The sequence below is a fragment of the Streptomyces sp. NPDC085946 genome, assembly GCF_044540485.1.
Classification (GTDB): Bacteria; Actinomycetota; Actinomycetes; order Streptomycetales; family Streptomycetaceae; genus Streptomyces.
On record NZ_JBITSF010000006.1, the window covers coordinates 339486 to 362384 of the forward strand.

Consider the following 22899-nt stretch of genomic DNA (forward strand, 5'->3'; position numbering starts at 1 on the left):
CCGGCCGCGCCGCCTGCGGAACGGTCAGTGCTCGCGGGGAGCGGGCACCACGCGTTCCACCTCGGGGTGGACCGTGAGCAGCTGGCGCATGGCCGTCTCGGCCGCCGCGCCGTCACCGGCGGACACGGCGTCGACGATCCGGCCGTGGTGCGCCAGGGAAGCCTCGTTCGGCCGCTCGCACCCCGCGACCGGGCCGCCCGACACCTGGAGGGCGGCGGACACGATCCCGGAGAGGTGCTCCAGCATGCGGTTGCCCGCGATCTGGATGAGCAGCGAGTGGAACTCGGAGTCGGCACGGGAGAAGGTGAGCGCGTCGCCCTGGCCCAGGGCGTGGCCCATGATCTCGACCATGTCGGCCAGGCGCTGCTGGACGTCCTGGCGGTCGTGCCCGGCGGCGAGACGCGCGGCGAGCGGCTCGATCGTCCAGCGCAGCTCGCTCAGCTCCCGGCGCTGGTCGTCGCGCTGCGGTCCGAAGGCGCGCCACTCGATGATGTCCGGGTCGAGGAGGTTCCAGTCGCTGACGGGGCGCACGCGCGTGCCGACGTTCGGGCGGGCACTGACCAGGCCCTTGGCCTCCAGGACGCGGAGCGACTCGCGGACGACGGTGCGCGAGACCTCGAAGCGCTGACCGATCTCCTCGGGCACGAGCGGACGGTCGGCGCCCAGATCGCCGGAAACGATCATCTGACCCAGTTGCTGGACGAGTTGGCCGTGCAGTCCGCGTCCGCGGCTGCCCGCGGCACGCCGGCCCACACGGCCCAGCTCGGGGTCCGCGCCCTCCCAGACGGGGACTCCGACGCGGTCGACGGCGGGCGCCTCGGCGTAGGGGTAGCGGTCGAGTTCGCCCGGGTTCGTGAGGCCGGAGTCGGCGGAGCGGGCGGCGGTCATCATGGTGTGCGCAAGGGTACTCACGCATCCTTTGTCGGCGCTGCTTCCAACTCCCTTGAGGTCTTTGGTGAAAAGCACACGAAAGGGTGATCGCTCACGCCGTCGCAATTGACGCCTTATCGGAAAGAAATGGGCGCCCTCCGGGGAGTTGTGCACAGGGACGGACCGGACGACTGCGGAACGTAGCCGATGCGTGACCGGGGCGGACGCCGGGCCGGCACGGGTGCGGGGCCCGCCGACCGCCCTCAGCGGGCCCTGCTGCGCAGGGTCGTGAGCAGGTACGCGCCGAGGAGAACGGTCAGCGACAAGGCCAGCGCGCCGCCCTGGGGTTGCGCGATCACCCGCAGCGCGCCTTCCAGGTGACGCTCCCCTCCGAAGGGCCACCACGGCAGGAACACCTCCCGCAGCCGTGCGGGGAACCCGGCCGCGGCCCGCACGGACTGTCCGTCCAGGACGGCCCGCACCGGGGGTACGACGAGGAGCGGCACGGCGACGACGGCGGCGAGCCCGCCCGTGGTGGACCGGAAGACGCCCCCCGCCAGCACCCCGGCCCAGGCGGACCCGACCAGGAGCCCGGCCCAACTCGCGCCGAGGGGCAGCCAGTCGGCGGGAACCTCCGTGAGCTCCCGTCCGTAGACGAGATAGAGCACTTCGGCGTCGCACCCCACGGTGAGCACGGCCAGCACCAGGGCGGTCACCGAGGCGACGAGGAGTTTGGCGGCCAGCAGCCCCAGCCGGCGGGGCACGGTGCCGCGGTCCGCGGCCAGCGCGGGGTGGCGGAACTCGTCGCCGGAGGAGAGCGCGCCGAGCAACGCCGCGCCGAGGGCCGCGGGCGGCAGGGGCAGCTCCCGCGGCCACGCGGCGAACAGGCGCGGCTGCGGAGTGTGCCCGATGCGGGCCAGCACCACGGCGGTGAGCGCCGAGACGGCCAGGACGGCGGCCCCGACGATGAAGCCCGTGCCGACCCCGAGAGCACGGCGGATCTCGTAGCGGAGCGGGCGCAGGGGGCCGGGGGCGGGGCGGACGGAGATCGGAGGCGGGAGAGCGGGCAGGGCTTGGGAGGAGTCGGCTTCGGCGGACTGGAGAGCGTGCCGCGACGCCGCGTCGGCTCCTTGTCCGGGAGCCGACCGGGGGTCTTCGGCGGGGGTGGAGGGGGTGGGGGCGGGGGTGGGGGCGTCGGGCTCGGTGGCGTGGGGGTGCGGGGCTGAGGTTGTCCCGTCGCGGGAGGTCTGCGCGTCTTCGTGGGCGCGCGGCTCGGCCGGCGTGCGGCCCGACGCGTCAGCCGGGTACCGCTCCGGTGCGGTGGAGGAGCCGGAGGGACCGGCGGCCCGCTCCAACCCGGAGGGCCGTGCTCCGGTCGCCTCCATCAACGGGTCGGCGGAGACACGAGCCGTGCCGGACGGCTGCGGCGTCGCCGTGTCGGACGGTTGCACTGTGTTCGCGTCGGACGGCTGCGGCGTGGTCGCGCCGGACGGTTGCGGCGTGGTCGCGCCGGACGGTTGCGGCGTGGTCGCGCCGGACGTCCCGGTGGCGCCGACCCGTCCGGGGGCGGTGGGCGGGGACCCGGGCGGCGTCGTTCCCGCGCCGGGTCCCATGTCGCCCACTTCGTCCGCGAGTTGATGGACGACGATGCCGTGGCGGAACGCGGTCTCGCCGACCACGGCGCAGGTACCGCCGTACACGGAGAGGCGGTTGCCGTCCTCCCGCACGATCTCCATGGAGCGCTGTGAGGTACGGGCCTCCTTGGCGAGCAGGGCGGCCAGGCGGGCGGCGTGCGGGCTGCGCACGGCGACGCGGGGACGCAGGCGGGTGCGCGCGAACTCCGCGGCCTCCTGGTCGGCCACGAGCCTGCCCCGGTCGAGCGTGACGACGTGGTCGGCGGCGCGCGCGGCCTCCTTGGGATCGGCCGTGGTGAAGAGGACCGTGCCGCCCTGGGACGCGTACGCCCGCAGCGTGTCGAACAGCCAGTGGCCCTCGCGCGCCGAGAGCCCGTCGGCCGGGTCGTCGAGGACGAGGGTGTGCGGGTCGGCCAGCAGGGCGCAGGCCAGTCCGAGACGGCGGTCCGTGCCGCGGGAGAGGGTGCCGAGGCGTTCGTCGCGCAGGCTCACGAGCCCGACTGCTTCGAGGACTTCGTCGGCGCGCCGGACCGGGACGCCGGCGGCGGCGCACAGCATGCGCAGATGGCCCCGTACCGTGCGGGCGGGGTGCCCCGGTACGTCGCCCAGCAGGACGCCGACCTCACGGGAGGGGTGGGCCATGCGGTGCAGGGGACGGCCTCTGAAGTAGGTCACGCCCCGCCCCTGTTGGAGTTCGAGCATGAGCCTCAGCGCCGTCGTCTTGCCGGCGCCCGGTGCTCCGAGCAGTGCGGTGACGCGGCCCGCGCGCGCCTCGAAGGAGACGTCGTCCAGGGCGGGCGGGAGCTCTTTGCGCGGGGTGCTGGTCAGTCCGATGGCCTCGATCACTCGCAGCAAGATAGCGCGCTATGTCCGTTTTTTCGGTTACGCACGGCTCGCTCCGCACCAGGTGATCGGCCACGGCCCGCCCCCGTGTTCGCCGTTCGCCGCCCGTCAGACCTCGGGGCGCAGCATCGGGGGGTTGAGCAGGGTGGCGCCTCCGGCGCGGAAGAGCTGGGCCGGGCGGCCGCCCTGGCGTGTGGTGGTGCCGCCGGTGGGGACCAGGAAGCCGGGCGTGCCGGTCACCTTGCGGTGGAAGTTGCGCGGGTCGAGCGCCACGCCCCACACCGCCTCGTAGACGCGGCGCAGCTCGCCGACGGTGAACTCGGGCGGGCAGAACGCCGTGGCCAGCGACGAGTACTCGATCTTCGAACGCGCCCGCTCCACGCCGTCGGCCAGGATCTGAGCGTGGTCGAAGGCGAGCGGCGCCACGGGCTCCCCGTCGCGGCCGTGACCGCCCTGCTGCAGCAGTTCCTCCACCGGCGCCCAGCGCGCGTTGCTGGCGTCGCCGCCGGCGCGCGGCGCGGGCAGGTCGGGGGCCAGGGCGAGATGGGCGACGCTGACCACCCGCATCCGGGGGTCGCGCTCGGGATCGCCGTACGTGGCGAGTTGCTCCAGGTGTGCGCCGTTGTCCTGCGCAGGGGCGGCCGGGTCGTGGACACGCAGCCCGGTCTCCTCGGCCAGCTCGCGCGCCGCGGCCTGCGCCAGGTCTTCGTCGGCCCGTACGAAGCCGCCGGGAAGCGCCCAGCGCCCCTGGAAGGGCGCTTCACCCCTGCGTACCGCGAGCGCGCACAGCGAGTGACTGCGAACGGTCAGCACGACCAGGTCCACGGTGACGGCGAAGGGCGGAAAGGCTGACGGGTCGTAGGGCATGCCGCGATCATAGTCGTCTGCCTGACGATAAACACTCCCCTCGGTGCCCTCCGCGGCAGTTGATCGATATCGGTCAGGAATGGGTCTCGCCTCCCGTCCCGGTCGCCGTGCGGTGGCGCGTCATGCCAGGTCACACCCCCAGTTGCAGTCCGTCGGCGGCCTCCTCGACCATGGCGAGTCCGAGCCGGCTGACCCGTACGGAGAAGGGGGCGCCGGCGATCCGCAGCCCCGTGACGCCGATCTCGCCCAGGGGAGCACTGCTCATGGGCCGCAGTGTGACCGTCCCGGCCGGTGCGTCGGGGCGGATGCCCATGAGCGTCGTCAGGAGCAGGATCGCGGAGGCCGCCGACGTCGCCGCGGGACGGCAGGCGGCCGGGTGCGGGAGGGGGGCGCTCCCCTCGGTGCGCTGCTCCCCCGCGTACATCTCGGGCAGCCGGTGGCCGAAGCATTCGGCTGCCGCGAGTACGCCCCGCAGCAGTGAGGTGGCCTCCTTGTCGTATCCGGCGGCGGCCAGGCCCGCCACGGCGAGTGCCGTCTCGTGCACGCGCACGGCACCGGCACGGTGACCGAACGGGTTGTGTCCCGGTTCCTTGGCGCCCAGCCCGCGCAGGCCCCAGCCCGAGTCCATGGCCGGGCCGCCGAGCAGGCGGGCGAGGTGTTCGGTCCGGGCCCTGTCGAGGAGACCGGGGGCCCATGCCCCGCCGCCCAGCAGCCCGGTGTCGAGGAGGTGGACGGCGGCCGCGCCCAGGTACGGGACGGGCCGGCCGTCCGGATCGCGGGCCGCCGCGGGCCGGCCGCCGCTCAGGTCGTCGATCCAGAAGTCCTGCCGGAACGCGGTGCGCAACGCCTGCGCCCACTGCCGCAGCCCCTCCCCGCCCGGTCTGCCGCAGGCGTCGAGCAGATCGGCACCGAGGAGGGCCGCCCGGTGCGCGTGGGCCTGTGTCTCGCAGCGGACGGGTCCGCCCGGGTGGGGGTCCGGGAGGTACGTCCCGTCGTCCACGGTGGCGCGCAGCCAGGTCAGGCACCGCTCGGCGGCCGGCAGCAGTGCCTCCGTGTCGTGTGCGGAGAGGCCCCAGCGGCGGGCCTCGGCGAGGAGCACGGGGAAGAGCAGCGTGGCCTCCGTGCCCGTGCAGCCCGGCGGCAGGTGCGGGCCGGCGTCCCGTCTCGGGCCGGGGATCATGCCGGAGCGGGGGCCCTGGCCGGTGACCTGGGTGCGGGCGAGGGTGCGCAGAGTGCCCGCTGCCAGGCCGGTGCCGAGAGGCAGTGCCATCCGGGCAGCGGCCAGCGCGTCGGCGGGGGCCAGTCCGCAGCGCCAGGGTGCTCCGGCTGCCAGGTGGGTGTCGGAGGGACTTTCGGGGTCGCGCAGCAGGAGGGACTGCAGGTCCTCGATGCTCGTGCGCAGGAGGGCCGGGACGCGCGGGTCGTCGCCTGCCGCCCGGGCGGGGGCCACGGGGCTGGTCGCCGCGCGTCCCGCGGCACGGAGAGGGCCGGCGCCGTCGGGCCGTACGCGCAGTTCCACGCTCGTGCTGCCGCCCGGGGGCAGGTCGACCTCCCACCGGAGCAGTCCGGCCGAGGCCAGCGCGTCGGCGGGCGGGGGTTCGGCCGTGACCGACGCGTTGCCCGCGGCGCTGGACCAGCGCAGGCCGGAGTCGTGGACGCTGGCGGGCAGTTCGGGTCCCGCGTTGCCGGACGCGATCGCGCCGAGGTCGGCCAGATCCGTGCCGAGCGCGACCTCGACGGGCAGGCGCAGCGGGCGGAGTGCCGCGCTGTGCAGGGTGATCCGTTCCGTGCCGTCCGCAGAGCGGTGCCGTTCGACGATCACGTCCGGGTCCGGGCCCGGCTGCGGGGTCACGCGGAGCGTCCCGACGAAGCGGGCTCGGTCGGCGGCGGCCATTCGGGCCTGTACGGCGAGGGGCTCCCGCCCGGCCACGCGGAGCTGGCACCGGGACAGCACCCGCCGTCCGGCACGGTAGAACCCCTCCAGTCCCCGGCCGGTCAGTTGCCCCTGCTCGGTCGAGATGGCCAGTCCCGGCAGAGCGACGCAGATCATGGCCGTGTGGACGGGCGGCAGGTCGGCGGGCCGACGGGGCGCAGGAGACGGGACGCCCCGGCCGGGAGCGGGAGGGGAGCGCCGGGGCTGGCCGGCGCTCGGGGGAAGCGGCCCGTCCTCAGTGGACGGGGAGGACGGGCGGGCCTTGCTCGTGGACGGCGAAAGAGGCCGGTCACCGCCTGTGGACGGCGAGGGGGAGGAGGTCACGTGCGCGGACGGTCGAGGAGACCGGCTCGTGTCCGCCGACGGCGAGGGAAACCCGTCGGAGACGTGCCCCGGGACGTGCCCCGGGGCGTGGCCCGGGTCGGGCGCCGCCGCACATGCGTCGCCGCCCGCCGGCCGTGAGCCGGGCCGGCTGTCGCCGGGGAGTCCGGAGCCGTGCCGAGCGGCGCGGTCCGCCGGTCCCGACGAGTCCTCCCGGTCCGCCGCCCACGGCTGTCCGAGTCCTGGTCCCGGGCGCACCGGGGAGCTGCTCCAGCCGGCTGGGCGTCCGTCCCCGGTGGAGCGGCTGTCGTCGGCGGCGGAGGGCGGAGTCGGCTTGTGCATGCGAGGGCTTCCTCTGCGCTCTGTGCGCCACGGGCGGATTCGCCGCCGGTGGCGCCGGTCTCCGGCGGGGCGGGGGCGTTGCGGCGTCACGGCCGGTACAGACGTTCCGCCACTCAGGTGAACGGTGCGGGCCTCGCCCGGGTCACGCCCGCAGCCGGGTGAGCCGCCCGCTTGTCCACGGCGGTCCGCCGGCCCGCTCCATCGCCCGGCACCAGGTTCCGCAGCCGCCCACCGCCGGCAGGACCGGTCGGAAGACGACGCGGACGTGACAGCCCCTCGTGACCGCCGCGACTGTGCCGCTGGCCTCCCACGTCCCTCGGACCCCCCGCTCCCCTCCACGCGGGGCGGCCCGCCCTCACCTCTCCCCCTCGTCGCCCCGGCGTTCCGTGTGCACGCCTCCCTCACCGGCACCCCGGTGCCGCACAGCCCTCTTCTCCGCCCCGGACGGCCGCGAGCCGTCGGCCCGGGTAGCGCCCGGACGCATGCCGTCGGGACGCGTCCCTCCCCGCGCCGCGCCGCCGGGACCTGCGCCGGCCGCCACGACCCTGCCGGAACGCAGGCGGCGGCGACGTGCGGGCCCGGCCCCGGCGGTGGGCTGGTCGGCCGCCCGGTGCTCCGCGGGCCCCTCGACGTCCGCGCGGCCGGCCGGTCCGTCGGGTTCCATGTGCGCGCGGCTCTCGCGTTCCCCCCGCAGGCAGCGGCGGATCGACTCCGGGTCGAGGCCTTCGTTGCAGGCCTGGTGCAGGAGGCGGGCGAAGAGGTAGTCGGGGTCCGCCCCCAACGCCATGGCGAGGGCTTCCCTGGCCTCCAGTTCGTCGCCCGTGGACCAGGCGACCCAGCCGGCGAGGGTGAGGGGCGCCGCGGCGTGCTCGCCGTACGGCCCGACGCAGCGGCGGGCCAGCGCCCGCCAGAGGCGCAGAGCGGGTCCGGCCTGGTCGCCCTCCATCCACTCGGCCGCACGGTCGCGGGTCGTACGGTCCTGGAGTCCGAGGATCAGCGTGGCGGCCTCGTCGTGCCGGACCAGTTCGTCGTCGCGGAGGTCCGCCATGAGACTGCCTGACGCGGGCGGGGCCTCGGCCAGGCGGGCCATGAGCCGCCCGGCCAGCCGCAGCGTCTCCCCGGCCACCTCCGATCGGCCCGTGTCGTCGAGGATCCTGGGCACCAGGGCCATGCTGGCGGTGTCGAGGGCGGCCTCCTGGTCGAGGGCGGCGGAGGTCTCCCAGGGAAGCAACCGGGCCCGCAGTTCGCGCAGCGTGCCGCGGACCTGGATGCCCGCGTAGGTGGCGGCCGCGGCCAGCACGGACGTACCGGGCAGGCCCATCGGGGTCCCCTCGGGCGGGCAGCAGACCTCGTTGACACAGCAGTACGACCGGAAGCGGCCGTCCGAGATGCACAGGGCCTCGACCACCGGCACGTCGAGGGAGCCGCACTCCAGGCGCAGCATCTGGGCCAGCGGACGCAGCCGCTCCACGACCTGCCCGCCGGACTCGCCGGCCCCCGGTTCCTGGCAGAGGAAGGCCACCATCTGCTCGGGCTTGGCCCCTCGGCGCTCGCTGCCCGTCACCAGGCCGTGGACCAGCTGCCTGGCGGCGGACGGCCAGTCGTCCTCGTTCACGGGGATGCCGAGCCGGGCCCGGCCGCCGAACCGGCTGCGGCCGTCCCGGTCGTGCAGGGCGACCAGGACGATGCTGTCCTCGGGTCGGTACCCGAGGAGGTAGGGCAGGGCGTCGGCCAGTTCGGCGGGCGTGCGGAGCGTGACCTGGTGCCCGTCCCGGAGGCCGTCGAACACGGTGCCTGCGAGGTCGTCGGCGTCCCGGCCCTGCCGGTCGTGCCGCGTGATGTCGCCGTTTTCGGAGGGTCCGGTCGTTTCGCTGTGGTTCGTCATGCGGAGACCATCTCGCGGATCTTGAAATTCCGCTTTGCCCTGTGGACAAGTCCGATCAGGGACACGTCACCGAGACCGGAATCCACCCAGCCCTCTCTCCCCGGACACCCGAGACACGCGGCACATCCGAGCTGCCCCAGCCCCGCGCCGGAGCCGCCCCAGCCCTTCCCAGCCCCCGCACCGCATCCCCGCCCCACCCCACTCCACCCCGCACCGAATCCCCCGATGTCAGTCCCGTCCTGTTGTATGGAACGCATGGAGCACACGAGCAACGCGGAACTCCGGGCGGCCGCCGACGCGGTCCTCGCCCGCCTCGTCGGGGACCCCTCGGGCACGGCACGGCTGCGCGAGGACCAGTGGCGGGCGATCGAGGCCCTGGTCGCCGACCGCCGCCGGGCCCTGGTCGTGCAGCGCACGGGCTGGGGCAAGTCCGCCGTGTACTTCGTGGCGACCTCGCTGCTGCGGGCACGGGGCAGCGGCCCCACCGTGATCGTCTCCCCGCTGCTCGCGCTCATGCGCAACCAGGTCGAGGCGGCGGCGCGGGCCGGCATCCGCGCCCGGACCATCAACTCCGCCAACACCGAGGAGTGGGACGCCGTCCAGGACGAGATCGCCGCGGGCGAGGTGGACGTCCTGCTGGTGAGTCCAGAACGGCTCAACAACCCCGACTTCCGCGACCAGGTGCTGCCCAGGCTCGCCGCCGCGACCGGGCTCCTCGTGGTGGACGAGGCGCACTGCATCTCCGACTGGGGCCACGACTTCCGCCCCGACTACCGCCGGCTGCGCACCATGCTCGCCGACCTCCCGGCCGGTGTGCCGGTGCTGGCGACCACCGCCACCGCCAACGCCCGCGTCACCGCCGACGTCGCCGAGCAGCTCGGCACCGGCGGGACCTCGGACGCCCTAGTCCTGCGCGGCCCCCTGGACCGGGAGAGCCTGAGCCTGAACGTGCTGCGGCTGCCGGACGCCGCGCACCGGATGGCCTGGCTCGCCGACCACCTCGACGACCTCCCCGGCTCGGGCATCGTCTACACGCTCACCGTGGCCGCCGCCGAGGAGGTCACGGCGTTCCTGCGGCAGCGCGGGCACCTGGTCGCCCCGTACACCGGCAAGACGGAGAACGCCGACCGGCAGCAGGCCGAGGAGGACCTGCTCGCCAACAAGGTGAAGGCCCTCGTCGCCACCTCCGCGCTCGGCATGGGCTTCGACAAGCCCGACCTGGGTTTCGTGGTGCACCTGGGCTCGCCGTCCTCCCCCATCGCCTACTACCAGCAGGTGGGCCGTGCCGGACGCGGTGTGGAGCACGCCGAGGTGCTGCTCCTGCCGGGGAAGGAGGACGAGGCGATCTGGGAGTACTTCGCGTCGCTGGCGTTCCCGTCCGAGGACCTGGTGCGCCGCACCCTCGACATCCTCGCCCGTGCCGAGCGGCCCCTTTCGCTGCCCGCCCTGGAGCCCCTGGTGGAACTGCGCCGCTCCCGCCTCGAGACCATGCTCAAGGTCCTCGACGTGGACGGAGCGGTCAAGCGCGTCAAGGGGGGCTGGGTCGCGACCGGGCAGCCGTGGACGTACGACGCGCAGCGGTACGCCTGGGTGGCGCGCCAGCGCAAGGCCGAGCAGGACGCGATGCGCGAGTACGCCGCGACGACGGGTTGCCGCATGGAGTTCCTGCAGCGCCAGTTGGACGACGAGGGGGCCAAGCCCTGTGGCCGTTGCGACAACTGCGCGGGCGCGCGTTTCACCGCCGACGCCTCCGAGGACGCTCTGCACGCCGCCCGCGTCGACCTGGGCCGGGCGGGGGTCGAGGTGGATCCCCGCCGGATGTGGCCCACGGGACTCCCGACGATCGGCGTGAACCTCAAGGGCCGGATCCCAGCCGGGGAACAGGCGGCCCCGGGACGTGCCCTGGGGCGCCTGTCGGACATCGGCTGGGGCAATCGGCTGCGGCCCCTGCTCGCGCCCCAGGCGCCGGACGGGCCGGTTCCGGACGACATCGCGAAGGCCGTGGTGGGGGTGCTCGCGGACTGGGCCAAGGGGCCCGGCGGCTGGGCGTCGGGGGCGGTGGACGCCCCGCCGCGCCCGGCGGGGGTGGTCACCGTCGCCTCACGCACCCGGCCCCTGCTGATCCGGTCGCTGGGAGCGCACATCGCGGAGGTCGGCCGGCTGCCGCTGCTGGGTTCCGTCACGTACACGGGCGATTCCGCCCCGCTTCCGCGGAGCAACAGCGCCCAGCGGCTGAAGGCGCTCGACGGGGCGCTGACCGTCCCGCCCGACCTCGCCGCCGCCCTGGCCGAGGCGTCGGGCCCCGTCCTCCTCGTGGACGACTTCACGGAGACCGGCTGGACCCTCGCGGTCGCGGCCCGCGCCCTCCGTCGTGCCGGCGCGCAGGGAGTGTTGCCGCTGGTCCTCGCCGTCCAGGGCTGAACAGCGTGGCGGTCCCGACGGCTGACCGGCCGGGGAGCGGCGTCCCGCAGACGGCGCTCGACCGGCCGACGGGACGCCCATCCCACGAGTCCGAGGAACACCCGCCGGATCCGGTCGCCTCCCACCCCCTCTGGACGGCACCCACCCCCGTGGCGTACGAACGTCTCGTGCTCGAACGCCCCATGCGCCGCTCGGCGATGCCACGGGTGGGGATATAAGCCGCGCATCATCCGATAACGGTCGGCTGCCCCAATTGCTCGTTGCCGCAATCAAGTTCGACAGGAAGAATTGAAGTCCGCTCCCGCACGGCTCGTCCGCCGATCCCGGTAGGGCTTCGCTGCGGTGCGCGCTCCCCCGAATCCGACCCCGCCCGCAGTATGGGCGCGTAGCCGAAGGGAGGACCGTGACCTTCGGATTCGCTCCGTCCTCGGCGGCATCGCTGTCGACGTCCGCCACCTCCGCCACCCGCGTGCTCGAACTGGCGGAGTGGGCCGCCGCCGGTATCCCGCTGCTGCGCAACCCGCGGGAGGTCGTCAGCGGACTGCACGCCCGGCACCAGCCCAAGCCGGCGACCGCGGTCGTGGCCGTGCTCGACCAGGACGAACGGCTGCGGGCGAGCGCCTCCTTCACCCGGCGCCCGTCACCGGCCGACGGCTGGATGTCACGCAACGTGCTGCTGGCCCAGCTGCGCCGGGTCATCCCGCACGACCTGCGGCGCCGCACCCCGGTGCGCACCGCCGTGCTGCTCTACTGCCGTGAGGGCGAAGGGCATTGGACGGAGGAGGACGGCGCGTGGATGTGGGGCCTGCGCGACGCCTGCACACTGCACGGGCTGCGCTGCGGGGCGTACATCACGCTGACCCGTGACGGCTGGCAGGTCCTGGGCGAGGGCCGCGGCGGACGCCGCCCGAGCGCGGACTCGCCGCCCGAACCGTTCGCCACGTCCGAGGCGTCCCCCCTGCTGCCCCGCACCGGCGGTGCCGCGTCGGAGATCCTGCACCGCGCGGCGGCGCGCTGAAGCAGCGGACCGACCCCTCCACTCCGGAGGCACCAGCCCCGCCGTACGGCCGAGAACGGTCCACGGTCCCGTACGACGGCCGGGTCCACTGCCGCACCGAGCACCCGCTCCACCGAGCGCCTGCCGCACCGAGCGCCCACCGTGGCGAGAACCCGGCGACCTCTCCCGGCACCAACCCGGCCGGGCACTCCAGGCGGATCAGGGCACAGCGGGGCTGTCGAGAGCCCCGGCAGGCCAACGGCACGCTCCGCGCGACGCCACGACGGCTCGTCGCTCCGCACCGACCGGGCCGAGAGACGCACCCAGCGGACCGCCCCCCGGTCCCCGGGCACGTCGAATCCCCCACCGTGCAGGCACCGCCACAGCGGCACCTTCCTCACCCCGGCGTCCCCCCGGACGCCCCGGTGTCGGCTCAGACGCCGGCACCCAGCACCGCGTTGATCCGCTGCGGGTCACCGCAGACGATCAGCAGGGCGCCGGCCCGCGCGTGGGCCAGGGACAGGGCGGTGACGGCCGCGGACTCCGGACCGCCGTTGACGGCGACCACGACGACGGGCCGCGAGGCGGCGCGCTCCGCGACGGCGGCGTCCGCGTAGAAGACGTCGTCGCCCGCGTCGTGCTGGGCCCAGTAGGAGGCTTCGCCGAAGGACAGCTCGTGAGCGGCCCACGGGTGCGGGTCGCCCGTGGTGACCACCAGCACGTCACCGGGGGCACGGCCCGAGTCCAGAAGGAGGTCCACGGCTTCCTCGGCGGCGTCCAGCGCACCCTCGGCCGAGGCCGGGATCAACTGGATCTGCGGACCGGCGGGAGCGGCGGCAGGGACAGCCGGGCTCGCCGGCCCGGGCTTGGCTACGGCCGCGTCACGCGGCGTGCGTTGCACGGGCGGCGCGGGCCGGAGAGGGCCCGGACGACCGGGACGCGACGGAGCCGCGGGGCGGGGGCCGGGTACGGGACGAGGGGTCGGCGCGGTGCGGCCGCTGGCCGGCGTGGCGCGGGGACCCTGGGCACTCTCGTGAATCTGAGGCTCCTCGGGAATGAGAGGCATGACGTGATGTTTATCAAACATGGGTGCGACTCGCGTCGGCGGGTGGCACCTGCGTGCGCGCGGAACCGTCAGAAATCGAAGCCGAGCTGGCCCTCGATCTCCGGAGCGCTTCCTTCCGCCCAGCTGCGGACCTTCTTGAGGTGCCGCCACTGGGGCAGCGCATCAAGATACGCCCACGACAGGCGGTGGTACGGGGTGGGGCCCCGAACCTCCAGTGCGGCCCTGTGCACGGGTGACGGATACCCGGCGTTGTCCGCAAAACCGAAGTCTGCATGGTCGATACCCAGTTCGGCCATCATTTTGTCGCGCTGGACCTTGGCGATCACCGAGGCCGCCGCGACCGCCACGCAGGACCGGTCGCCCTTGATCACCGTACGGACCTTCCACGGCGTACCGAGGTAGTCGTGCTTGCCGTCGAGGATCACCGCGTCGGGGCGGACCGGGAGGGCGTCCAGGGCGCGCACCGCCGCGAGGCGCAGCGCGGCCGTCATGCCCAGGTCGTCTATCTCCTCGGGGGAGGCGTGGCCCAGGGCGTAGGACGTCACCCAGGTCCGCAGTTCCTCGGCGAGCGCGGTGCGCCGCTTGACGGTGAGCAGCTTGGAGTCGGTGAGGCCCTCGGGGGGTCGACGCAGTCCGGTGATCGCCGCGCAGACGGTGACGGGACCGGCCCACGCGCCGCGCCCCACTTCGTCGACACCTGCGACGATCTTCGCTCCGGTCGTGGCGCGGAGGGAGCGCTCGACGGTGTGGGTAGGCGGTTCGTACGGCATGGCGCCCTTAGAGTACGCCGCCCCGAAGCGCCCGCGACACCCCGGTTTCCCCCAGCGGCACCGGCGTTCCCGCGCGTGCGGCTCAGGCGCCGCCCGGGCGCAGCAGCGGCAGCACCAGCAGGTCGATCATCTCCTCCACTTCCGCGTCGCTCCATTCGCTTCCGCACACCTTGGAGCGGTACATCATCATGGCCGGGATGGCGTCGAGGACATACCCGTTGTCCGCGTCCGGCCGCACCTCTCCTCGCTCGATGCCACGGGTGATGACTTCTCGCAGCAGTTTCACGACGGGTTCCACGACGCCGTCGAAGATCACGCCGTGGAAGCGGGCCGCCTGGGCCGGGTCGCATTCGTGAATCACCGCGCGAAGGGCGAGCCCCGGGCGGGAGTACATCGCGTCGCGCGCCTGCCGGCACAGCGCGAGCAGGTCCTCGCGCACGCCGCCCAGGTCGGGCGCCTCCTCGAAGCGCGGCAGTCCGGCCTGCAGCGCGCCCGCGACGAGGTCCTCCTTGGACGGCCAGCGCCGGTAGACCGCGGCCTTGCCGGTCTGGGCACCGGCCGCGACCCCCTCCATCGTGAGGGCGTTCCAGCCGACCGTGCTCAGCTGCTCCAACGCGGCGTCCAGGATGGCGCGTTCCAGTACCGCGCCGCGCCGGCGGGGGGAGGCCGCCCGAGCGGGGGCGGCCGTCCAGCGCGAGATAGCCATCGATGTCTCCAACGAGCGGGGAAAGCGGGGATTCCGGGGAGGGCAGCTTGTCACAGAACGGCAAAGGGGGACGTGCCGCGCGACAAGGCCGAGAGTGAACGCTTGCGTTCACTATTGGGGACTCACTACGGTTGGCGCGACAGTGAACGCAAGCGTTCACTAAAGCCGTTGTGGGGGACTCACAGTGACAACCTCTCAGTTGATTCCGGATCAGAAGCCGGGAGCGGCCCGCCGGGAGGGGCATCCCGGTATCGCGCTCACCGTCATCGCGGCCTGCCAGCTCATGGTGGTACTCGACGCGACGATTGTGAACATCGCCCTCCCGCACATTCAAGACGCGCTCGAGTTCAGCACGACCGACCTCACCTGGGTCGTCAGCTCGTACACGCTCACCTTCGGCGGCCTGCTGCTGCTCGGCGGCCGGGCCGGTGACATCCTCGGCCGCCGCCGCGTCTTCATGGCGGGCATCCTGCTGTTCACGGCCGCCTCCCTGCTCGGCGGTCTCGCCCAGGAGCCCTGGCAGCTGCTCGCGGCACGGGTCCTGCAAGGGGTGGGAGGCGCCATCGCGTCGCCCACCTCGCTGGCCCTGATCACCACCACGTTTCCCGAGGGCCCGGAACGCAACCGGGCCTTCGGCGTCTTCGCCGCGGTCTCGGCGGGCGGCGGCGCCATCGGCCTGCTCGCGGGCGGCATGCTCACCGAGTGGCTCGACTGGCGGTGGGTGCTCTTCGTCAACGTGCCCATCGGCGTGCTCATCGCCGTGCTCACGCCGCTGTACATCAGCGAGTCCGAACGGCACTCCGGGCGCTTCGACATCGCGGGCGCGGTGACCTCGACGGCCGGCATGGCGTCCCTCGTCTACGGCTTCATCCGCGCGGCGGACGAGGGGTGGCGGGACAGCCTGACCATCGGCTCCTTCGCCGCCGCCGTGGTCCTGCTGCTGGCCTTCGTCCTCGTCGAGTCCCGGGCCAAGGAGCCCATCACCCCGCTGAGGATGTTCGCCGACCGCAACCGCTCGGGCACGTACGTGATCATGCTGAGCCTCGCCGCGGCCATGTTCGGCATGTTCTTCTACATCGTGCTCTTCGTGCAGAACGTGCTGGGGTACAGCCCGATCGAGGCGGGGCTCGCCTTCCTCCCCGTGACGGTCGTGATCGCGCTCGGCGCGGGGCTGTCGCAGCGGTTCCTGCCGGTGCTGGGGCCCAAGCCGTTCATGCTGGTGGGCTCGGGGCTCGCGATGGCCGGGCTGGCCTGGCAGGCACTGATCAGCTCCGGCAGTTCGTACGTGGGCGGGGTCCTCGGGCCGATGCTGGTGTTCGGCTTCGGCATGGGGCTGAACTTCGTCACGCTGACGCTCACCGCCGTCTCCGGCGTCGCCCAGCACGAGGCGGGCGCCGCCTCCGGACTGCTCAACGCGATGCAGCAGGTGGGCGGCTCGCTGGGCCTGTCCATCCTGACGACGGTGTTCGGCACGGCCAGCAGGGACGAGGCCCAGGAGCAACTGCCCCGCTTCCTGGCCGACGGCTCGGCGGAGCAGAAGGCGGAGTTCGCCCGGACGCACGAGCTGCCCGCCCCCTGGGGCCACGAGGTGCTCGCGCAGGGCATCTCGACGGCCTTCGTCCCGGCGGCCGCGATGGCCGTCCTCGCCCTGGCCACGGCATGGTTCGTCATACGGGTCCGCAGGAGCGACCTGGACGCACTCGCCGGCTCGGCCGGACCGGGCCTCGGCTGACGGGCACGCCCGGCGGGCACGCGCCGGAGGCTCCCCGGCAGGCGTCACGGGAGCCTGCCGGCGCCCGCCGGGCGGGCCCGCCACCACCGCCGGCACGGACAGCGGCAGAAGCAGCGACCACGACGGCGACAGCGGCTGCGGCTGCGGCTGCGGCTGCGGGCAGGACAGCACTCCGGCCGTCCGCCCGCCCCGCACAAGCCTCGCCCTCACGGCCGGCACGGCACACGGCGCCGCACACGGCACGGCGGACAGCACGACGACCAGCACGGCGAACAGGAAACTCACCGCCACGATCCCCCCCCCCCCCCCCGGAACGACCGGACCGGCACCCCACGGACACCCCGCGCGCGAGCACACGGCTCACCCGGCGGATGTCACGACAACGCACACCCGGTCACGCAGAGTTCCCACGGCACACGGTGAGTGGCGACGGCCCGGCGGCCATCGGACCGGTACCGGCGGACCGGCACGTCAGGCCGGTACCGTCAGCCCGCCCCCGGCACCCAGCCCGGCAGCTCCTCCGTACGCCGCACCCACTCGGCGGGCGGAGCCCCCGCCTTCCCGCCGGCGATCACCCCGCCCACGATGGCGCAGGTGGTGTCCACGTCACCGCCCACCTGGGCGGTCGTCCAGAACGCCCGCTCGTAGTCGCCGAGGGCCCGAGCGGCCGACCACAGGGCGAAGGGCACCGTGTCGTGGGCGGTCGTCCGCCGTCCGGAGCCCAGGACGGCCGCGACGGTGCTCGCGTCGCCGTAGTCGAGCATGTCCCGGGCCCGGCGCAGGCCCGCGCCGACCGCGCTCCTGGCCGGCACCAGCGCGATGACCCCGTCGAGCAGCGCCTCGGGGCCGGAGGGCCCGCCGGGCGCGGCGGCGAAGGCGGCGGCCGCGGCGACGGCCATCGCGCCGACCACCGCCTCGCGGTGCTGATGGGTGGGGTACGCCGAGATCTCCGCCTGGTGGGTCGCCTGCTCCGGGTCGTCCGCGTACCAGGCGCCCAGGGGGGCGATGCGCATCGCGGCGCCGTTGCCCCAGGATCCCTGTCCGTTGAACAGGGCGGCGGCGAGCTCGCGCCAGTCCCCGCCCTCCCGGACCAGCCGCAGCAGGCGGTTGACCGCCGGTCCGTACCCGCGGTCGAAGTCGTGGTGCTCGGCGAAGGAGTGCGCCAGGGCGTCCTGGTCGATGCGGTGGTGCGCGGCCAGGACCGCGACGACGGAACAGGCCATCTCGGTGTCGTCGGTCCACTGCCAGGGGGCGGGCGGCAGCTCGCGGTGCTTGAGGAGCGGGTAGTTCACCGGCACGAAGAACTGCGAGCCCAGGGCGTCCCCGACCGAGAGCCCGCGCAGGCTCGCCAGGGCGCGCTCCAGGCGCCCGTCGGGAGAGGAGTCAGCGGTCATCGCCCTGCCACTCTATCCGGTGATCCCGTACGGCTCCGGATCCCGCCACCGCTCGAAGGGCCGGTCGAGCGCGTACTTGCCGTCCTCCCCCAGAACGAGCATCCTCATCTCCGCGTTCCCGGGGTTCGACAGCGACTCGAATTCCGCCACGGACCAGTGGAACCAGCGCATGCAGAACAGCCTCATGGCCAGGCCGTGGGTCACGAGCAGGACGTTGGGCGGGTGGTCGGGCGCCTCGAAGCTGCGGAACAGGCTCTCCAGGAACCCGCCGACCCGGTCGTAGACGTCGGCGCCGGACTCGCCCTGCGCGAAGCGGTAGAAGAAGTGGCCGTAGGCGTCCCGGTAGGCCTTCTGGAGGCGGACGTCGTCCCGGTCCTGCCAGTTCCCCCAGTCCTGCTCGCGCAGCCGGGGCTCCTCGCGCACCCGTATGAGGCCGGGGTCGAGGTGGAAGGCGCGCAGTGTCTCGTGCGTGCGGCGGTAGGGGGAGACGTACACGCTGACGCGTTCGCGGCCGAACAGGTCGCGCAGCAGCTTTCCGGTCTCCTCCGCCTGCCGCCGGCCCCGCTCGGTGAGGGCCAGCGCGTGGTCGGGTTCGCGTTCGTAGACGGAGTCATCGACATTGCCCGTCGACTCGCCGTGCCGGACGAGGACGATGCGCCGTGGTCGTGCCATGCCGAAACCCTAGATCGGGTGACGGCCCGGCGAGCACGCGCCCGGGGTGCGTACGACACAGGTCACACGGACCGGCACCCTCCGGCGACCGGGTCCGCCTACCCCGGCCGCGCCCGGACGTCACACCGTCCAGGTGGGTTCCAGCTCCACGATGTCACCGGTCAGGGCCGCTATGTCGGCCTCGGTCTGGGCGCGCAGGGCGAGCCGCTCCACGCGCTCGGTCCGGTACTTGCCGTGCTCGGCGGCCGACCGCCACATCGACAGGACCAGGTACTCGTTGCCCGGTGCCTCGCCGAACAGACCGCGGACCATGCCGGGCGAACCGGCCATCGCCGGGTTCCACACCTTCTCCTGCATGAGCACGAAGTGCTCGGCCCGCTCCTCGTGGACGCGGCACAGCGCCACCCGCAGCAGGTCGGCGTCCGTGAACCGCGGCTCGAAGCCGGTCTTCACGTCGAAGCGGTGGTCGAAGAGCCTGACCTGGAGGTCCTTGAACGTGCCCGACTGGGCCGCCGCGAGCCGGTCGTGGGAGCGCGCCATGAAGGAGTCGTAGAAGGCGCGGCTCTCCCAGAAGGCGAAGACGTGCGCCACGTCCGGCCGCCCCCGGCTCCAGCCGCCCCCCTGTCCGCGAAACCCCGGCTCCCCCAGAAGCCCCGCCCACTTTCGCTGTCCCCGCTCGAAACCCCGGCGGTCCACCACGGTGCAGCGAATCCACTTGACCAGCACCGCGCCATGGTAAGGCCACCGGACGTGGCGCCGGTCACCCCCGGCCGGACATCTCCCCCGCCACGCGCGCGCGTACGCGTGGCAGGATGGACAACCAGCCGTCGCCACCCGGCAGTTGGGCGGGACGGCCGGACGGGCACGGGGAAGGGGAAGTCTGTGAACGGCCTCAACAAGGGGATCCGCAAGGTCGAGATCGCGGTGCGGTGGGACCCGAGTCCGGCGGGCCGGCCGCCCACCGACCTGGACCTCGTCGCCGCCACCTACCTGACGGACGATCCGCACGGTGACCCGGCCTACGTGGTGCACTTCGACAGCCGCTCGCCGGACGGCACCATCACGCTGAACCGGGACAGCAAGGACGGTCAGGGCTTCGGCTACGACGAGGTCATGACGCTCGAACTCGACCGGCTCGACGGCCGCTACGGGCGCGTGGTGGTCGGTGTCGTCATCCAGCAGCAGCCCGCGGAGCGGACGTTCGTCAGCGTGGTCAACCCCGGTCTGCGCATCCGCGAGGGGTACACCGTCCTCGCGGAGGACGACTTCGGGGGTGTGCTGGGCGCGACGGCGGCGACGGTCGCGGAGTTCGTCCGGGACGGTTCCGGACCGTGGGGCTTCCGGTCCGGGGTCCACGGCTTCCAGGGCGATCCCGCGGGCTTCACGGGCGCGATGGGCGCGGCACGCCCTTCCTGAGACGCCCGCGCGCGGGGCCGCGGGAGAGACACCGGGTCGTCCCGGGGACGATCACGACGGGAGGGGCACCGGCCCGTGGCCGGTGCCCCTCCGTCATGCGGTCCGCCGCTCGGCGGACGGACCGCCCGGCCTCAGCTGCAGCCGCTCGTCGAGCCGCAGCCCTCGCAGATGTAGCAGGAACCGGCGCGCTGCATCTTCGTGCCGCAGGAGAAGCACAGCGGGGCGTCGGCCTGGATGCCCAGCTGCATCTCCACCAGCTCGGCGCTGGTGTGGGCCTGCTTCGGGGCGGGCTTGACCGCCTCGGGCTCGGCCTTCGGCGCGGCGACGGCCTTCAGCTCCTGGGCGCGCGGCGCCGACTGGGCCAGGCCCTCGACGTCGACCTCGTCCTCGGCGGGCTCGTAGGACCCCGTCTCCAGGTGGCGCTGACGCTCCTCGGCGGAGTGGATGCCGAGCGCGGAGCGCGTCTCGAAGGGCAGGAAGTCCAGCGCCAGGCGGCGGAAGATGTAGTCGACGATCGACTGCGCCATCCGCACGTCCGGGTCGTCCGTCATGCCGGCCGGCTCGAAGCGCATGTTGGTGAACTTCGAGACGTACGTCTCCAGCGGCACGCCGTACTGGAGGCCGACGGAGACCGCGATGGAGAAGGCGTCCATCATGCCCGCGAGGGTCGAGCCCTGCTTGGACATCTTCAGGAAGACCTCGCCCAGACCGTCGTCCGGGTAGGAGTTGGCGGTCATGTACCCCTCGGCGCCGCCGACGGTGAAGGACGTGGTGATGCCGGGACGTCCCTTCGGGAGGCGCTTGCGGACCGGGCGGTACTCGACGACCTTCTCGACCTTGGGCTCGGCCGCGACGGGCTGCTCCTCGGTCTTCTTCTCTTCTTCCTTCTTCTTGGCGGAGAGGGGCTGGCCGACCTTGCAGTTGTCGCGGTAGATCGCGAGCGCCTTGACGCCCAGCTTCCAGGCCTCGAAGTAGATCTCCTCGACCTCCTCGACGGTCGCCGTCTCCGGCATGTTGACCGTCTTGGAGATGGCGCCGGAGATCCACGGCTGGATCGCGGCCATCATGCGGACGTGGCCCATCGGGGAGATGGCCCGCTCGCCCATGGCGCAGTCGAACACCTCGTAGTGCTCGGGCTTGAGGCCCGGGGCGTCGATCACGTTGCCGTTCTCGGCGATGTGGGCGACGATCGCCTCGATCTGCTCCTCGAGGTAGCCGAGGCGGCGCAGGGCCTGCGGCACGGTGCCGTTGACGATCTGCATCGAGCCGCCGCCGACCAGCTTCTTGAACTTGACCAGGGCGAGGTCGGGCTCGACACCGGTGGTGTCGCAGGACATCGCCAGGCCGATGGTGCCGGTCGGGGCGAGCACGGACGCCTGCGCGTTACGGAAACCGTTCTTCTCGCCGAGGCGCAGCACGTCCTGCCAGGCCTCGGTGGCGGCGGCCCACACCGGGGTGTCCAGGTCGTCCATGCGCACGGCGGTGCCGTTGGCGTCGGCGTGCTGCTTCATGACGCGCTGGTGGGCGTCGGCGTTGCGGGCGTAGCCGTCGTACGGGCCGACGACCGCGGCCAGCTCGGCCGAGCGGCGGTAGGCCGTGCCGGTCATCAGGGAGGTGATGGAGCCGGCGAGGGCGCGGCCGCCGTCGGAGTCGTAGGCGTGGCCGGTGGCCATCAGCAGGGCGCCGAGGTTGGCGTAGCCGATGCCGAGCTGGCGGAAGGCGCGGGTGTTCTCGCCGATCTTCTCGGTCGGGAAGTCCGCGAAGCAGATCGAGATGTCCATCGCGGTGATGACCAGCTCGACGACCTTCTGGAAGCGCTCGGTCTGGAAGGACTGGTTGCCCTTGCCGTCGTCCTTCAGGAACTTCATCAGGTTGAGCGAGGCCAGGTTGCAGGACGTGTTGTCCAGGTGCATGTACTCGCTGCACGGGTTCGACGCGGTGATCCGGCCGGACTCGGGGCAGGTGTGCCAGCCGTTGATGGTGTCGTCGTACTGGATGCCGGGGTCGGCGCACGCCCAGGCGGCCTCCGCGATCTTGCGGAAGAGCTGCTTGGCGTCGACCTCCTCGATGACCTCGCCGGTCATGCGGGCACGCAGGCCGAACTTGCCGCCGGCCTCGACCGCCTTCATGAACTCGTCGTTCACGCGGACCGAGTTGTTGGCGTTCTGGTACTGGACGGACGTGATGTCGTCGCCGCCCAGGTCCATGTCGAAGCCCGCGTCGCGCAGGACGCGGATCTTCTCCTCTTCCTTGACCTTGGTCTCGATGAAGTCCTCGATGTCCGGGTGGTCCACGTCGAGGACGACCATCTTGGCCGCGCGGCGGGTGGCGCCACCGGACTTGATCGTTCCGGCGGAGGCGTCGGCGCCCCGCATGAAGGAGACCGGACCGGAGGCGTTGCCGCCGGAGGAGAGCAGCTCCTTGGAGGAGCGGATCCGGGAGAGGTTCAGGCCGGCGCCGGAGCCGCCCTTGAAGATCATGCCCTCTTCCTTGTACCAGTCGAGGATCGACTCCATGGAGTCGTCGACGGACAGGATGAAGCAGGCCGAGACCTGCTGGGGCTGGGGCGTGCCGACGTTGAACCAGACCGGGCTGTTGAAGCTGAAGATCTGGTGCAGGAGGGCGTACGCCAGCTCGTGCTCGAAGATCTCCGCGTCGGCCGGGGAGGCGAAGTACTTGTGGTCCTCGCCGGCCTTCCGGTACGTCTTCACGATGCGGTCGATCAGCTGCCTGAGGCTGGTCTCGCGCTGGGGGGTGCCCACGGCACCGCGGAAGTACTTGCTGGTGACGATGTTGACCGCGTTCACCGACCAGAAGTCGGGGAACTCCACGCCGCGCTGCTCGAAGTTGACCGAGCCGTCGCGCCAGTTGGTCATGACGACGTCTCGGCGCTCCCAGGCCACCTCGTCGTAGGGGTGCACCCCTGGGGTGGTGTGGATGCGCTCGATACGCAGTCCCTTGCCCGCCGCCTTCGGGCTCTTGGCTCGGGGACTCCGTGCCGGACCGCTCGCCGTCTCTGTCATGCCGCCT

16 protein-coding genes are annotated in these 22899 nt (G+C 73.3%); 4 read left to right on the forward strand and 12 right to left on the reverse strand.

The annotated features are described in order from the left end of the window. Positions 1 to 24: 24 nt before the first annotated feature. From ACIF8T_RS15575 to ACIF8T_RS15595, 5 genes are all read right to left on the reverse strand, one after another. Positions 25 to 912: a FadR/GntR family transcriptional regulator gene (locus ACIF8T_RS15575; RefSeq protein WP_400035191.1), complete on the reverse strand. Its 888-nt coding sequence runs from the start codon at positions 910 to 912 to the stop codon at positions 25 to 27. A 221-nt stretch (positions 913 to 1133) separates the two neighbouring features. Continuing rightward, on the reverse strand, positions 1134 to 3350 hold the full coding sequence (locus ACIF8T_RS15580) for an ATP-binding cassette domain-containing protein (RefSeq protein WP_400035193.1): 2217 nt from the start codon (positions 3348 to 3350) through the stop codon (positions 1134 to 1136). A 105-nt stretch (positions 3351 to 3455) separates the two neighbouring features. Beyond that, positions 3456 to 4214 (reverse strand): NUDIX domain-containing protein, encoded by a 759-nt coding sequence (locus tag ACIF8T_RS15585; protein ID WP_400035195.1) that lies wholly within the window; start codon positions 4212 to 4214, stop codon positions 3456 to 3458. Positions 4215 to 4344: 130 nt separating this feature from the next. After that, positions 4345 to 6264 carry a glycogen debranching N-terminal domain-containing protein gene (locus ACIF8T_RS15590; RefSeq protein WP_400035197.1) on the reverse strand — a complete coding sequence of 640 codons (1920 nt, stop codon included), beginning with the start codon at positions 6262 to 6264 and terminating at the stop codon, positions 4345 to 4347. 901 nt (positions 6265 to 7165) lie between these two features. Beyond that, positions 7166 to 8695, reverse strand: a complete 1530-nt coding sequence (locus ACIF8T_RS15595) for a DUF4192 domain-containing protein (RefSeq protein WP_400035199.1) — start codon at positions 8693 to 8695, stop codon at positions 7166 to 7168. 255 nt (positions 8696 to 8950) lie between these two features. On the opposite strand from ACIF8T_RS15595, the gene ACIF8T_RS15600 reads away from it, so the two are divergent. Then, positions 8951 to 11116 carry a RecQ family ATP-dependent DNA helicase gene (locus ACIF8T_RS15600; RefSeq protein ID WP_400035201.1) on the forward strand — a complete coding sequence of 722 codons (2166 nt, stop codon included), beginning with the start codon at positions 8951 to 8953 and terminating at the stop codon, positions 11114 to 11116. Between the two features lie 403 nt (positions 11117 to 11519). Continuing rightward, a complete protein-coding gene (locus ACIF8T_RS15605; RefSeq protein WP_400035203.1) occupies positions 11520 to 12134 on the forward strand; it encodes a hypothetical protein in 615 nt (204 codons plus the stop codon). 412 nt (positions 12135 to 12546) lie between these two features. Here the strand turns inward: ACIF8T_RS15605 and ACIF8T_RS15610 are convergent, their stop codons facing one another. The 3 genes from ACIF8T_RS15610 to ACIF8T_RS15620 all read right to left on the reverse strand — a co-directional run bounded on the left by ACIF8T_RS15610 (position 12547) and on the right by ACIF8T_RS15620 (position 14655). Beyond that, positions 12547 to 13179 carry a hypothetical protein gene (locus ACIF8T_RS15610; protein WP_400035205.1) on the reverse strand — a complete coding sequence of 211 codons (633 nt, stop codon included), beginning with the start codon at positions 13177 to 13179 and terminating at the stop codon, positions 12547 to 12549. Positions 13180 to 13247: 68 nt separating this feature from the next. Next, entirely contained in the window at positions 13248 to 13949 is a 702-nt protein-coding gene (locus tag ACIF8T_RS15615) for a ribonuclease HII (protein WP_400035207.1), read from the reverse strand. Between the two features lie 82 nt (positions 13950 to 14031). Next, positions 14032 to 14655 carry a TetR/AcrR family transcriptional regulator gene (locus tag ACIF8T_RS15620; protein ID WP_400035209.1) on the reverse strand — a complete coding sequence of 208 codons (624 nt, stop codon included), beginning with the start codon at positions 14653 to 14655 and terminating at the stop codon, positions 14032 to 14034. Positions 14656 to 14839: 184 nt separating this feature from the next. On the opposite strand from ACIF8T_RS15620, the gene ACIF8T_RS15625 reads away from it, so the two are divergent. Continuing rightward, the gene (locus ACIF8T_RS15625) at positions 14840 to 16387 is read left to right on the forward strand and encodes an MFS transporter (protein WP_400035211.1); all 1548 of its coding nucleotides are present in this window, start codon (positions 14840 to 14842) and stop codon (positions 16385 to 16387) included. 485 nt (positions 16388 to 16872) lie between these two features. Here ACIF8T_RS15625 and ACIF8T_RS15630 read toward each other — a convergent pair whose 3' ends face one another. From ACIF8T_RS15630 to ACIF8T_RS15640, 3 genes are all read right to left on the reverse strand, one after another. Next, positions 16873 to 17781 (reverse strand): ADP-ribosylglycohydrolase family protein, encoded by a 909-nt coding sequence (locus ACIF8T_RS15630; protein ID WP_400035213.1) that lies wholly within the window; start codon positions 17779 to 17781, stop codon positions 16873 to 16875. Between the two features lie 12 nt (positions 17782 to 17793). After that, positions 17794 to 18453, reverse strand: a complete 660-nt coding sequence (locus ACIF8T_RS15635; protein WP_400035215.1) for a histidine phosphatase family protein — start codon at positions 18451 to 18453, stop codon at positions 17794 to 17796. A 120-nt stretch (positions 18454 to 18573) separates the two neighbouring features. Next, entirely contained in the window at positions 18574 to 19179 is a 606-nt protein-coding gene (locus ACIF8T_RS15640; protein ID WP_400035217.1) for a YdbC family protein, read from the reverse strand. Positions 19180 to 19335: 156 nt separating this feature from the next. Here ACIF8T_RS15640 and ACIF8T_RS15645 point away from each other — a divergent pair, with 156 nt between their 5' ends. Further along, entirely contained in the window at positions 19336 to 19869 is a 534-nt protein-coding gene (locus ACIF8T_RS15645; RefSeq protein ID WP_400035219.1) for a TerD family protein, read from the forward strand. A 131-nt stretch (positions 19870 to 20000) separates the two neighbouring features. On the opposite strand, the gene ACIF8T_RS15650 is transcribed toward ACIF8T_RS15645, so the two are convergent. After that, a complete protein-coding gene (locus ACIF8T_RS15650) occupies positions 20001 to 22892 on the reverse strand; it encodes a vitamin B12-dependent ribonucleotide reductase (RefSeq protein WP_400035221.1) in 2892 nt (963 codons plus the stop codon). Positions 22893 to 22899: the final 7 nt, after the last annotated feature.

Coding starts and splice junctions, on each gene's coding strand:
- ACIF8T_RS15585 (WP_400035195.1), bottom strand. CDS start 4,214: ATGCCCTACGACCCGTCAGCCTTTCCGCCCTTCGCCGTCACCGTGGAC.
- ACIF8T_RS15590 (WP_400035197.1), bottom strand. CDS start 6,264: ATGATCTGCGTCGCTCTGCCGGGACTGGCCATCTCGACCGAGCAGGGG.
- ACIF8T_RS15595 (WP_400035199.1), bottom strand. CDS start 8,695: ATGACGAACCACAGCGAAACGACCGGACCCTCCGAAAACGGCGACATC.
- ACIF8T_RS15600 (WP_400035201.1), top strand. CDS start 8,951: ATGGAGCACACGAGCAACGCGGAACTCCGGGCGGCCGCCGACGCGGTC.
- ACIF8T_RS15610 (WP_400035205.1), bottom strand. CDS start 13,179: ATGCCTCTCATTCCCGAGGAGCCTCAGATTCACGAGAGTGCCCAGGGT.
- ACIF8T_RS15615 (WP_400035207.1), bottom strand. CDS start 13,949: ATGCCGTACGAACCGCCTACCCACACCGTCGAGCGCTCCCTCCGCGCC.
- ACIF8T_RS15620 (WP_400035209.1), bottom strand. CDS start 14,655: ATGGCTATCTCGCGCTGGACGGCCGCCCCCGCTCGGGCGGCCTCCCCC.
- ACIF8T_RS15630 (WP_400035213.1), bottom strand. CDS start 17,781: ATGACCGCTGACTCCTCTCCCGACGGGCGCCTGGAGCGCGCCCTGGCG.
- ACIF8T_RS15635 (WP_400035215.1), bottom strand. CDS start 18,453: ATGGCACGACCACGGCGCATCGTCCTCGTCCGGCACGGCGAGTCGACG.
- ACIF8T_RS15650 (WP_400035221.1), bottom strand. CDS start 22,892: ATGACAGAGACGGCGAGCGGTCCGGCACGGAGTCCCCGAGCCAAGAGC.